Here is a 13432-nt window from a genome sequence, read left to right as displayed (position 1 = left end):
CAGATATACTTGACACTTTTCCCAAAAAGTATTATACTAGCATAAAATAAAAGTCAAATATAACTGACAAACTTACTGAAAGTTATCAGTTATAGTATTAGAAAGGAAGGGTGTAATGAATCGTGTCAAAGAATTTCGAAAAGAAAAAAAGATGTCTCAGCTAGAGTTGGCCAAGTCTATCGGGGTATCGCGGCAAACTATCAATATGATTGAAAACAACAAATACAACCCCACTCTCGAGCTCTGTATCAATCTGGCTAGAGCGCTGGATACTGACCTCAACGCCCTCTTTTGGGAACCCCAGCTGACAGATGAAGATTCAGAGGACTAAGAATTCTTCCCTGCAGCAAGATTTATACCTAAAGAAAGGACACAAACATGAAAAAAGAAACATTCTCAGACAAGATGATCAAACGATTTTACGGCATTACCGGACCTTTGGACGAGCAAAAACGCCAACAGGCTGAGCACTTAGGAAATATAGGCTTTATTTGGCTTTTCTTTATTCTGATTTTTGGCAATGCTATCGCCTTTCCCCTAGCCTTTCGCTGGCCCAAAATTATCGCTGTTGCCTATCCTATCCTGCTGGAAATCCTTATCCTCGGCTTCTGTGTCTATATAGTCATCCAAGCACGCCGCAAAGGAATTGATGACCTAGAGCTAGGACTTCAGGATGAAAAAGAAGAAAAAGCTATGAAACATGCTGGTCTCAAAGCAGGTTTCTCTTATTGGTTGCTCTTTTACCCTCTCTTCGGCATCATGATAGCTGTCATGGAAAAGAAAGATATCCTACAAGTTTTGCTTCAGCCTAAACTCATTATAACTGGATTAGCCGCAGGCCTTGGATTTGGACTGATGATGCATTTCATTGCCAAAGGAAAGATTCGCCAAGCACAAAAAAAGGAGGAAGAAGACCTATGAGACTCAATCTCAAAGAAAAAATGGATCTAGGCATTCTGTCCCTCATTATTGCCATCGCTGCTTATTTCTTTTTCCGTATCACGGAGCCTTGGATTTTCTGGCTGGATGTAGCAATCATCGTTAGCTGCATCTATGTAGCCCTCCGCATTTTGAAAAAACGTAAACAAGATTAAAAGAATCCCTCGACAGGAACTTTCTAGCTTCCTAGCGAGGGATTTTTTATTTATATCTACTTAAGACTCTGGGTCATCCAGACTTCGGCCATGAAGACCTTTCTCGCGCTGAACTTGACGCAACTTCTCAGGTGTCACATCATTGCCATCCTCATCAACAATCTTGATGCCTTCGATGTGATGGCGAACAGAACGACGGTAGCCTTCGATGTACTCTTCACGAAGCTTGGCTTGTTCCACTTTTTCCTCAGCAGTTAGGCCTTCCGTTTTTTTCTTTTTAGCCAGTTCGTTGATGCGTTCAATTTTTTTAGGATCCATGATTCTACCTCTCTTACCTGTTATTTCGTATTAATTTGATTAAACTGGGCCAGCTGTCCCGCTTTAGCCGTCAAAGACGTCAGGAGAGCTAGGCGGTTGTTACGCACAGCTTCATCTTCTGCCATGACCATGGTATGGTCAAAGAAAGCATCGATAACTGGACTGAGAGCAAAGAGTTGGTCCAGATTGGCAGCTAAGCCAGATGTCAGCTCTACTGCTTCAATGGCCGCAGCCAAGTCTTTTTCCTCTTGATTTTCAAAGAGTGCTGGATTGACAGCTGTCTGCCCTTGGGCTTTCTCAGCTAGATTAAAGACCCTAGACAGGCTTTCGACTGCTGACTTGAAGTTGGCTTCCTGAGCTTTTTCTGCTAGAAGCGCAGCTGTTTCTACCAAATCGCGTACGACAAAGTTAGTGCTTTGAAGAACAGCTGTCACGATATCTTTCGGAATATTGCGATCCATCATCTTCTCAACGCGGGCACGGAAGAAGTCCAGCACCGCCTCTTGATTGTCATAGCTTAGGCTATCAAACTTGAGTTCGTAAAGTCGACCAAGAAGCTGAGCCAAGTCGATGTTCCAGCCAAACTTATCCAAGATACGCACAACACCCTGAGTCGCACGGCGCAGTGCATAAGGGTCATTGGAACCGCTCGAAATCAGTCCAACTGAGAAGAAGGACAGAATGGTATCCAGCTTATCAGCCAGAGCCAAGACTGCTCCGACCTTGGTGTCAGGTAATTCGCCATCGGCTGATGTCGGCATATAGTGCTCCCGAATAGCAGCTGCCACCGCAGCATTCTCACCAGCCAGAAGAGCATACTTCTCGCCCATGATACCTTGCAGCTCATCAAATTCCCCAACCATACCAGTCAGCAGGTCAAACTTATAAATAGCCGCTGCACGAGCCAAATCGACTGTCTCATCATCATCCAATCCTGCTTCTTGTGCCAAGAGAGCCGCAATCTTGCCAGTCCGCTCCATGTGCTCTGCTAGAGAGCCAATCTTTTCGTGGAAGGTCACATTACTCAGCTTTTCAACCAAGTCAGCAATAGCCAGCTTTTGGTCTTCCCGCCAGAAGAATTCCCCATCTTCCAGACGAGCCACCAAGACTTTCTCATTTCCCTTGATGACATTTTCCAGATGCTCTGCATTTCCGTTGCGAACAGAGATGAAGTGCGGCAAAAGTTTGCCTTCGCTATCGCGCACAACAAAATAACGCTGGTGCTCTTTCATGGAAGTTACCAAGATTTCCTCAGGCACCTCTAAATATTTGGCATCAAAATTACCTAGGAAAGCAGTTGGATATTCTACCAGATTCAAGACTTCATTGAAAAGGTCCTCGTCAATCTCGATAGAAACCCCGTGCTCCTCTTCAAGTGCTCGAATCTGCTCGACAATCATATCTCCCCGCTCAAGAGGACTGGCAATGACAAACTGAGCCCGTAGGTCATCTTCATAGGAATCCGCTGAGGCAATCTCCGTTTCTTGCCCCAAAAAACGGTGTCCACGGCTGGTACGACCGCTCTTGATATCCAAGAAATCCAAGTCAAAGGCCTGCTCATCTAAGAGTACAGTCAAGGTGTGGACCGGGCGGATGTATTCAAAGGTGTTGTTGCCCCAGTGCATGCTGACAGGGAAGGTCAAAGCTTGCAGAACTTCCGTCACTGCTGGGATGATTTCCTCTACTGGGCGGCCGATTTCTTCCTTGGTCACATAGACGTATTCTTCCCCCTTGATTTCACGGAAAGTAATGTCTTCAACCGTCAAGCCCTTGCCACGGACAAAGCCTTCTGCAGCCTTGGTAAAATTCCCATCTGCATCCAGAGCAATTTTCTTAGAAGGGCCTTTGAAATCTTCGGTCAAATCAGACTGCTTGTCCGCCAAGCCAACCACTCGCACCGCCAAACGACGAGGCGTTGAGAACATTTCAATTTTCTCAAAAGTCAAGCGATGGTCTGTCAGGAAGGCTCCCATTTTGTCGCGCAGCTGCTTCATGCTCGGTGTCACGACATAGGCTGGCATTTCCTCCAAGCCTAGTTCAACTAATAAATTTTTTACCATGATTATTCTCCCTCCTCTGCCAAGAGTTTCTCGCGAGTCTCTGCATCCAAAAGTGGGTAGCCTAGACGCTTGCGCTCAGCCACAAAGGTCTTAGCCACAACACGCGCTAAATTCCGAATACGGGCGATATAACCAGCCCGCTCTGTCACAGATACAGCGCCACGCGCATCCAAGAGATTAAAGGTATGCGAGCATTTGAGAACGTAATCATAGGCCGGGTGCACCAGATGCTCGTCCAGACAGCGCTTGGCTTCCGCTTCAAACTTCTCAAAATTCCCCAAGAGCAAGTCTTGGTCACTGACTTCAAAGCTGTATTTAGAATGCTCATACTCAGGATGCGTGAAAATTTCGCCATACTTAACGCCATCAGCCCACTCAATGTCGTAGACTGAGTCCACTTCTTGAATATAAGAAGCCAGACGCTCCAGACCATAAGTCACCTCAGCGGTCACCGGCTGAGTTGGCAGACCTCCGACCTGCTGGAAGTATGTGAACTGAGTGATTTCCATACCATCCAGCCAGACTTCCCAGCCCAGACCAGCCGAGCCAGTTGAAGGATTTTCCCAGTTATCCTCGACAAAGCGGATGTCGTGCTCCAGCGGATTGATACCCAAGAGCTCCAAAGACTGCAAGTACAGTTCTTGGATATTGCTTGGAGAAGGCTTCATAACCACTTGAAATTGGTGGTGTTGATAAAGACGGTTAGGATTTTCCCCATAACGACCATCTGCCGGCCGGCGAGACGGCTCTACATAGGCCGCATTCCAAGGCTCTGGCCCAATAGCCCGCAAGAAGGTATAGGGACTCATCGTTCCCGCCCCCTTCTCGTTATCATAAGCCTGCATGAGCATACAACCCTGGTCATTCCAGAACTGCTGCAAAGTCAAGATAATTTCTTGAAATGTTAACTTTTTAGGCATTTTTTACTCCTTTTGTTTCTTTAGATTTTTTGCGCTAGGGCTGTCCTCTGTTCTGTTTGAACAAGCAAAAGAACCACATCCGACACTCCTAGGCTATTTACCTAGGGGCGTCAAGACGCGGTTCCACCCTAATTTATTACTTCATTACTTTAAAAATTTTAACCGAAAGCGCCATCTCTATTTTAAAACTATCTGGCTTGCACCGCCCCAGACTCGCTAGTAAGTTATTTCATAAAGACTTCTCTCGTAAACTTAATTCTAACAGAAAAATATGAATTTGTAAAATTATTTTTCGACTACAATATACGAATTATAGAAATTATTCTGAAACTCTATAGAAAATAGATTGTGACTCACGGTCACTACTTAAATTTTGTCCTGAAATAATTCTGTCTCTATTTATATCTGATTTATCATCATGATATCCATAGTAGGCCTCTTCAATTGACGTTCCTGCCGCAAAGTATCCGACAAATACCCCTCCTGCTCCATAAGATTTACCACCGCCTCGTAGTGTATATACATTTTCAAGCTTAGAAGTTCCAACAAAGCCATCTAGGCTAACTTGACCATTTGAATCTATTCTCAGAGTATTCCCATTCGCATTTCTCCATGTACCTACTATTGCGGCATAGCTTTCTTTTGGAAGTGGGCTTCCATTTGATTCAGATGATGATGAGATATTTGTTGATTCTTTCACTTCTCTAGATTCTAGAGAAGATGAGGACTCCGACTGAGAAGCAGCTGACCTATCGTCACTAGTTGATGTGGATGAGACTGAATTACTAGAGTCTGATCTAGTCAGATGCTTACTAGACGAAGAATGACTTCGTTCATTACTCTTAGGTCTAGCACTTTCTGCAATTTTTTCAGCCTCTTTGCTAGTTTCAGGCTGTTTACTCAGAAATACAAATGACACAATTCCAATTACTAATAAGAACAATATTCCAATCGTTAAGTACAGAGGATTCTTAAAAACAGATTTACTTTTCCTTCTCTTTTTTGGGGAATTATTCTGTGAATTCAACATAGGAATAATAATATCATCTTTTTGAAAAAGTTCTATACTGTCTCCAATTTCAGGAATGAAATCAAAATTTTCGAATGGAATAATTTTTAAATTATTCCATTCATCCCCAAGATAAACTTTTTTATCCTTAACCTTTAACACTTTATACATTTTTTATCTCCACAAGATTATAGTTTCTAGTTCACAATATCTTTTTCTAACTTTACAGAGATATTGATTTTCGTTATTTCTTCATAGTCATCATTTGTTACTTTCAAAATGATATTAATCACCTTGCCAGCCTTAAGCAGTCCCTCACTATCATTTATATCTCCGTCTACAAATTGGCCTGGCTGTAATTCCTCACGAAGATCAAGTGAATACTCATTTATTTTTTGTCCTTCCACGTCAATTGATTCTGGACGAACTCTCACTTTTTGACTACTATTATTATAAAAACGCAAAGTTCCGTTTTTGATTTGCTCAATTTTCAATCCATCTGAGTTATAAAGTTCTTTAGTAACAAAATTTTCTTCCGTTTCCTCAGTATCGACTTCATATATTAAACCTTGCATATAAGGTAATGTCACAGAGCTATGGAAAATAGTCTCGTATGTTGTTCTGCCGATAGCCAAACCATAAATAGTAACGATATCATCTTCCGCAATGACATTATCATAATCTTTTTTGTCAATTTCAACATAGACAATTTTGCTATGATCATTGTCTTTCGCAACACGTAAAATATATGAACTATCTTCTTCACTCTCTTGAATTACTGTTCCAGATATTTTGACTTTTGTATACTCTTCAAGCTGATCATGATTCCATTTATCATAATCTACTTCTTGATAGTTAGTTTTATCAGTATCTTTTTCAACATTCAACCTACTTAGCATATCCACAACACTATTTGATTCCTCACTAGAATTATTAAAAATAATAAATAAGCCAACTACAAAGACTATAAAAAGGACTACAGAGAGGACAATCCATCCCACTCTATTTTTTTTGACTTTAACTGAATCATTTCGCCTCCTGAATGTTGAATTGGTGACTGGAATAATTAAAGAACCTTCATCGCTTTGATAATAATCTACCATATCTCCGATTTTCAATTCATCATAAGACAAATCATCTTTCGGCACAATTGTAAAACTTCCCTGTTCATCCCCTAAGTAAATTTTATCTTCAGTTATTCTGATTACCTTAAAACTCATTTCTCTTCCTTCTAATCTCCCTTTTGTTAAAGTGTTTTATACAAAATAGCTCTCCTCAGTTTTATTATATCACACAATATTTCGTTTTTGACTACATAGTACTATAAAATTTATTGTTTGGATTGAGTAAAAAATATAAACTCCCGTCAAACTCTTCCTGCTTGAATAAATTATAATCAGGAGCATTTTTTGCATTATAAAAATCCCTCAAGTTTCAACTTAAGGGATTTCAACTAATCTAAACCAATTAGACTTGTTTAGGTTTTTTCGGTCTCACAACTCTTGGCTTTCTGCCATCAAGTTTTCTCTTAGCTGCTCTGAGGTTGGCAATGGCTTCTTTGACATCTTCCTGGCTGGCGCCTGAATTAGCCAAAACTTCCTTAGCCTGTGCATAAGCCTCTAGATAAGCCGCCTTAACCGCGTCAGTAGCATAGATAAACTTATTGCTGATGGCTTGGTAATGTACCTCATCATCGACTAGCTTCTTGAGATTAGTAAAGTTAGTCGCCTTGCCATCCAACTTCTTCTCTGCTGTAGTCAGCTGAGCTAGGGCAGTATCGATTTGCTCCTGGGTCACCTTGTCCTGCACCAAGAGCAGAGACACTGCTTGGAAGGCCTTGTCATAAGCACGGCGAGTCCTATCCTTAGCATTGGCATAAGCTCCTGTTTTAGTAGTAGCTGCATAGGCTTCCACAGCCGCCTTAACCGCAGCAATATCAGAGTCCTTGCCGTCTAGATCAGCTGATGCTGTTTCTAGCTTACCTCTTACGGCATCAACTTGCGCTTGGGTCAGTTTGCTTGTCAAAGCTTCCTTGGCTGCTTGATATGCTTGGTCGTAGGCTGTGCGCTTCGCTGCAGAAGCATTGTAATAATGAGCAGTGCTGACCAGACTAGACTGCTGATTGACAGCTGCCAGCAAGCCTGACTTGACGATAACTCCCAGTTTCAACAGATTATTCTGGCCTTCTTTGACCTCGACGGTCGGCTCATTTTCCCAGAGCTCATAACCAGTCGGCAGGTTGACAAAGACAGAGTAGAATCCAGCTGCTACGGATCTTCCGAAGGCATGCTTGCCAAACAGTTCTGCTGGAAGCGTATAAGCATCGCCATTATTATTCTTGAGAACCACTTGGGTATTCTTCGGAACAGCTTGATCAAAGGCAACGCTGACCGGTGCAAAGACCAGCTTCTTGACTAGAAACTCAATTGTCTTAAAGCTATCCTGGGCTGTCAGCTCAAACTCCTGAGTCAGAGCACTGTAGAAACGAAGCTCATCCTTATCATAAGTAAAGATCTCAGCTGTATAGCGACCAAATGGCAGAGCATTGATTTGCTTGCCCTTGTCCAGTTCGACATACTTGCCCTTGCTGTCCTTGATTCGATAGACAAAGGTTGAGGATACATCCTGATGCGTATTAGCATCAACCAGAGCAACACGGATGCGCCCGTCATTTTCAGCACTTACTAGCTCTGACAGGGCTATGGCATCACGGTTACCCGCATAGTCCTCTACCACATAGAAAATCTTGGACTTGTCTACTCCTTTTGGCAAGGTGTAACTGCCATCCGCATTGGCTGAGATATAAACTCTGTGCTCATAGTCACGCTCAGCACCAAGAGCATCCAAACCTTTATAGGTCACTTGCCCCTTCTCATCCGCCTGCAGATAGAAGACCTGTTCTCTCAAAATACCGCCGTTACCGACATCTTTTGGCTTACGAGCTGTAAAAGTTTCTGCGCCATTCTTGGTACTGATATAGCCTGAGCTAATCAAAGGTTTCTGCGTATCAATCTGCAGGTTAAAGCTAATCTGCTGTTCTTTAGCACCTGGTACAGCTGGCGTATAGCGAACCACATAGGTATAGAGGCCGTCTTCCAGCTTCTCACCCTTGCTGTCACGACCATCCCATAGTGTGTTTTCCATAAGGTAAGACTTAGGATTTCTTTCTAGACCGCTGTAGTGGTTTTTACGCTCACTATGAGCTGGACTGCTCTGCCAGATTGGGAAGCGATAGTCCTTATCATCTGCCGTATAGACACTAGCTGTTAGATTATTAACATTGCGATAGAGAACTGTCCGATACTGGATGCTGTCTTGATTGCCATCTCCATTAGGCGAGAAGGCCAGGCGAATCTTGCCATCCGCTCCTAGCTGCAGCACATGCTTACCGTCAGCAGTTTCAGCAGTTCCCAGTACGACCGTGCCGCGAGTAGCCGTTTGACCGGTAGAATAGAGTGTGTCACTGGATTCAGTCAAAAGAGTAGAGGCATGGCTATTAGCTAGGATACTCTTGTCTTTTGGCACTGGGTAATAGAAGCCTGACTTGCCTTCTTGGACTAGATCATAGATTGGTCTTTCTACAGCTGGCAGATCTTGGAATTGCCCACGGAAGCCCATAAATGGCAGGCTAACCACATCACCATCATCTGCTGGATCGACAAAGCGGACAAAGCCTTCTAGGAAATATCCATTCGGCATCTGCTTGAGCAGCTCTTCCGCAAACTTAGCAGTATTTACCTTGACCGTCACTTTCTGGCTGCTGTGAGCCTTGACAGTAACTTCTGGCCAGACTGTTTCAGTTAATTTGCGAGGTGTCAGAGTATAGTAACCATCCTTAACCGCATCCGTATTGGTATTGACAATCATCTTCAGCGTCCGGTCCTTATCAGTGATATTATGAACCGTAACATCAAAAGTGAAGCTGTCTTGGACATTGCCCAAGGAAACACTAGGATATTGGTTATCCCCTGTCACATAGAGGCCGGTAGAAATAGCCGCTGCCGTATCCACGATACCTGCACCCTGCTGACGCGGAGAGGTATAGGCACCAGTTTCCTTATTGACGTGCAGCTTGGCTGTGGACATGAGGAGGGCTTTGACTAAGTCTGCATTCTGAGCAGGCGTCAGGTCTGGATAGTGCTGAAGCAGATATTCCTTGACCAGAGCCGCTACACCAGCCACATGAGGAGCAGCCATACTGGTTCCCTGCATATTACCATAGGTATTATCGTTAAGAGAAGAATAGATACCACCGCCTGGTGCTGTCACATCCGGCTTGAGCAAACCATCTGTCGTCACTCCCCAGCTAGAGAAGTCAGACAGACTACCTGCTCCTGGATGCGGCCGATTAATCTGTTCCCCGCTAAAGGATACCTTGTAATGACCGGCTGCTAAGGCCTCTCCATACTCCTTTCCGATAAAGGCTGACGGAATCTTTTTAGATTCACTGTCTATGGCCATCTTGTGGTTGGCACCTTCAACGTTATTATAGACCAGAGCACCAACAGCACCATGCTTGATGGCATTTTTGAGCTTTTCAGAAAAGGACATAGAGCCACGCTGGATAAGAGCCAGCTTCCCTGTCAGATCCTTACCAGCAAAGTCTTCTGCTCGGCCAAGACCAACATGGACATACTCATATTCCTTGCCCTTTTCAAAGCTTGCATCTGTGTCGCTCACAGCATAGCTGAACTTGCCATTCTGCAGCTTAGCATTCTTCTCCAAACCATGGACTGCCATGACTTGCTCGGTGAGAACCGTATTATTGACAGAAGCGACTGAGATAGAGCCTTCTGCTACTGATGGACTGCTAACCAGACCATAGTCTGGATTTTCAACCAGAGGCTTAGAGTAGCCGCTGCCAAAGGTATTGTCATTACCCGCCGCAATGACCACGCTCACTCCCTTGGCCCGAGCACGCTCAATAGCCGCCTGTAGACTCGTATTGACATTGACCGTTCCCCCTGTCGCTGACCCCAAGCTCATATTGATGGTATCTGCTCCCAGAGCCACCGCATCATCAATGGCTTTGACATAGATACTCTCGTCAGTAGTGAGCTGACGATCGGAGAAGACCCGCATAAACATGACTTGCGCTTCTGGTGCAACACCGTAGATGTACTCATTATTAGGAGCTTTCTTGTTGGGATTTCCCGCTGAAATCCCAGTTACATGCATACCATGTGAGTTGCTGTCTTTTTCCTTGATATTGTCATCACCATCAATATAGTTATAGGCATAGACAACCTTGCTGTTGTACCACTTCCCGTAGTTAATGCCGGCCTTTTTCTTGGCTTCTTCCAGAGCTGCCTCTGTCTGATACTTGGCTTTTGATGGATCAGAAATCTTCAGAACCTCATGATGGACATCCAGACCTGAGTCGATAATCGCTACCAGCCGGCCTTGGCCTTTATAACCCTGTGACCAGGTCTGAGGAACCTTGATAATCTCATTGGTACTGATGCTACTTGGTTTAGCACCTTGAGAAGCGGCAGGCTCTGCTGTTGCATCAGGATTAGCAGCAGGCTTGTCTGAGTCTGTGGCTGCCGGAGACTCTACAGTCGGACTAGGACTAGCTGGAGCTGTCGGCTTGGATTCCGTGGTAGATGGTTGAGTTACCTTCTCAGTACTTGAAGAAGCTTGTTCCGATGAAGAAGCAGCTCCTTTCTCTACAGGAGCTGCAGATGCTTCCTTAGCCTCTGCCGTAGAAGGCTGACTAGCCTGATCTGTACTTGAAGCGGCCGATTCAGAAGAAGCTGGTGCTGCTTTCTCCACAGGTGCTGGACTTACCGGCTGACTCTCAGGTGTAGCTGCTTGAGAAGCAGACTCAGTCGTTGATACCACAGTGGTAGATGGCTGACCTTGCCCTGACGAACTAGCTGTCGCCTGCTCATCTGCCCGAGCCTGTCCCGCACCAAAAACCAGAGCAGTTCCTAGCAGAACAGAAGCCAAACCGAACTTGTATTTACGGAGTGAAAAACGTTGTCTTTGCATAGAAGTCTCCTTATCTTTATTTATAAACCATATTATAATAAAAATTTTCTGACAATTCATACAATCCTAACAAATTTAACCAAAACGTAATAATGGCGAATGTTTTAGCCAAAAACTACTATATGATAAAGTTTCAAGTCTCTATTTATTTGAAATACAGAATAAATACAGTTTAAAATCCGGAAATAAGAAAAACCAATCAGAACTAGCGCAGAATGCACCAGTTTGATTGGTTTGTGATAGGATGCTTATTAGATATTATTTCTCAAACTCAGCCAAAAACTTCTCCAGTTCTTCCTGGGCTTCAGACGTTGTGCCTCTGAGCTGGCTTAGCATTTCTACAAGTTCAGCTGTTTTACTTTCAATCTCCTTATTAGTGCGATTGATATTGGTGACAATCTATGTTAGTGGAGCTCATCCGCCGAGTTCCAGAGTGGCTGATACCCTCTGGGACGTTTGAGTTGTTTCTTGTGTCATAAGTTTCTTTCTAGTTATGAGGTTGAGAAACAGCAGAGCGGTTATCAATAGCCGATAACTTCTTTTTCAACTGCTGATATGATTTTTGGGGGAATGTCTGAGATAGCCAAACGATAAACGACATTCTGTCTGGGATTGTAAAGCCCCAAATATTCAATGCTGCTAAACTCAGGATGAATAGAGCGAGTCCCCATCAGGTAATAAATCAGCAGCTGCAAGGTATGGTCTTTGTTAGGCTTTGTCTTTGATACCTTAAAGTCCCAGAGGGTATCTGCAGTCAAAAAGTCACCATCTCCAATCGTGATTTGGTCCGTATAGGCACCTTTCAAGTCAAAACCATCTTTAACTACTGGACCATAGCCAACAAAGAAAGATAGACTTCTCTCTACCATGGTACGAATATTAGCAAGCGTCTGCTCGTCCGGTTCTATCTCTTCAACTGGCTTATAAAAAGCCATTCCAGCCCGATAAACCACATCAAAGCCTACCAACTTACAAGCGTTTGAAATAGAGCTATCATCCAGATTGGTAATCTTGCTGAGAAACTTCTGTGCCTGAGCTTCCATCCCTGCCATGGAAGCTCCTATCAGAGAAATCTCAAAAGCATGCTCCTTGGCTGAACCACTCATAAACCGACTAAGATAGTCCACGCAAAGCCCAATTAAATTAGGTGAAACATTTTCTTGAGTAGACAAGTCTTTCCCATCTGAAAGCTCTTCCTCAGAAAAGAGCTTAACTGGCAAAAAACCGCCACGAGGCTGTTTAATTTGCGAAATCCGTTGCGTTACTGATGTCATGATAATCTCCTTTTCTACCACCATGTTAATCTTCTTGTGGCTTGATAATTTCTCTAATCAACTCTGCCTCTTCACTGTCTGAAGGAGCCTTTTCTAAAATGTTGAGATAGAACTTTTTAATATCAAAGTCATTAAGAATATAGTATACTTGACTATTATTGCGCGCAATTGATAAAAGATTCAAAATATCATCAGATTGCCAATTCTTATATTGTGATAATTTTCTAATAACGTTATGAGTGTTTTGGAAATTTGCACTACTTTCCAATGCAGCTAGCAAATCTGATTTTTCTTGCTCCTCTTCTGATTTTTCTCTAGGTAACGATGCTTCTTTTTTATAAGCATTTTTCTTCTCTTCAAGCTGTTCATTAAAGACCGCTTTATCAATCATTAACTTAATTAAGTTATCTAATTCTTTTCCCTCGGAATAATCAGCGGGAGCAAAATAACCAATCCGATTCTCTCGAATCATCTTATGAACTTTTCTTCTATCATTTTTTTCTGGGTCAAATACACCTACAGAATAACCACCGTGCGAATTCACCAACTTCATACATGGAATATCTGTATCACTGTCACCAATATAAATCATATTTCTAAAAGGAACTCGCAACTGATCAACTGGGAAAGAATCATTGACTGCAGGGTCATTTACATCAAGTACTCCCTTAGAAATTCTAAATAAAAATTGTGTCTTATTTGTGTAATTTACTACTTGAGAAGGCCAAACTGCAACACCATTTTCATTACAATAAAATGAAGT

At 43.2% G+C, this 13432-nt stretch carries 11 protein-coding genes; 3 read left to right on the top strand and 8 right to left on the bottom strand.

All coding sequences use genetic code 11. The features are described 5' to 3' along the window. The first annotated feature begins 115 nt into the window (after positions 1–115). The 3 genes from QZ169_RS10520 to QZ169_RS10510 are packed head-to-tail and all read left to right on the top strand — an operon-like array spanning position 116 to position 1094. Positions 116–331, top strand: coding sequence for a helix-turn-helix transcriptional regulator (locus QZ169_RS10520; protein ID WP_002896937.1), 216 nt, complete (start codon positions 116–118; stop codon positions 329–331). Positions 332–378: 47 nt separating this feature from the next. Beyond that, positions 379–921: a DUF3278 domain-containing protein gene (locus tag QZ169_RS10515; RefSeq protein WP_124765598.1), complete on the top strand. Its 543-nt coding sequence runs from the start codon at positions 379–381 to the stop codon at positions 919–921. Then, entirely contained in the window at positions 918–1094 is a 177-nt protein-coding gene (locus QZ169_RS10510; protein ID WP_002903298.1) for a hypothetical protein, read from the top strand. Before QZ169_RS10515 ends, QZ169_RS10510 begins: the two co-directional genes overlap by 4 nt. A 60-nt stretch (positions 1095–1154) precedes the next feature. Here the strand turns inward: QZ169_RS10510 and QZ169_RS10505 are convergent, their stop codons facing one another. From QZ169_RS10505 to QZ169_RS10470, 8 genes are all read right to left on the bottom strand, one after another. Further along, entirely contained in the window at positions 1155–1412 is a 258-nt protein-coding gene (locus QZ169_RS10505) for a DUF896 family protein (protein WP_002916326.1), read from the bottom strand. A 20-nt stretch (positions 1413–1432) separates the two neighbouring features. Beyond that, positions 1433–3472, bottom strand: coding sequence for a glycine--tRNA ligase subunit beta (gene glyS / locus QZ169_RS10500; RefSeq protein ID WP_295506902.1), 2040 nt, complete (start codon positions 3470–3472; stop codon positions 1433–1435). A 2-nt stretch (positions 3473–3474) separates the two neighbouring features. Continuing rightward, entirely contained in the window at positions 3475–4392 is a 918-nt protein-coding gene (glyQ, locus tag QZ169_RS10495) for a glycine--tRNA ligase subunit alpha (RefSeq protein ID WP_125408127.1), read from the bottom strand. 319 nt (positions 4393–4711) lie between these two features. Beyond that, a complete protein-coding gene (locus QZ169_RS10490; RefSeq protein ID WP_295506899.1) occupies positions 4712–5572 on the bottom strand; it encodes a DUF6287 domain-containing protein in 861 nt (286 codons plus the stop codon). Between the two features lie 26 nt (positions 5573–5598). Then, positions 5599–6621 carry a hypothetical protein gene (locus tag QZ169_RS10485; RefSeq protein WP_295506897.1) on the bottom strand — a complete coding sequence of 341 codons (1023 nt, stop codon included), beginning with the start codon at positions 6619–6621 and terminating at the stop codon, positions 5599–5601. 247 nt (positions 6622–6868) lie between these two features. Continuing rightward, the gene (locus tag QZ169_RS10480) at positions 6869–11395 is read right to left on the bottom strand and encodes a S8 family serine peptidase (RefSeq protein ID WP_295506895.1); all 4527 of its coding nucleotides are present in this window, start codon (positions 11393–11395) and stop codon (positions 6869–6871) included. A 521-nt stretch (positions 11396–11916) separates the two neighbouring features. Next, complete coding sequence (locus QZ169_RS10475; protein ID WP_295506893.1) at positions 11917–12669, bottom strand: hypothetical protein; 753 nt, start codon at positions 12667–12669, stop codon at positions 11917–11919. 25 nt (positions 12670–12694) lie between these two features. After that, positions 12695–13432 (bottom strand): HAD family hydrolase (locus tag QZ169_RS10470; RefSeq protein ID WP_295506891.1); only part of this gene is annotated, 738 nt, incomplete at its 5' end.

This window comes from uncultured Streptococcus sp. (genome assembly GCF_905372115.1).
Taxonomy (GTDB): Bacteria; Bacillota; Bacilli; order Lactobacillales; family Streptococcaceae; genus Streptococcus.
The sequence above is the reverse complement of the archived record's forward strand: the minus strand, read 5'-3'. Positions and strand labels throughout refer to the sequence as shown.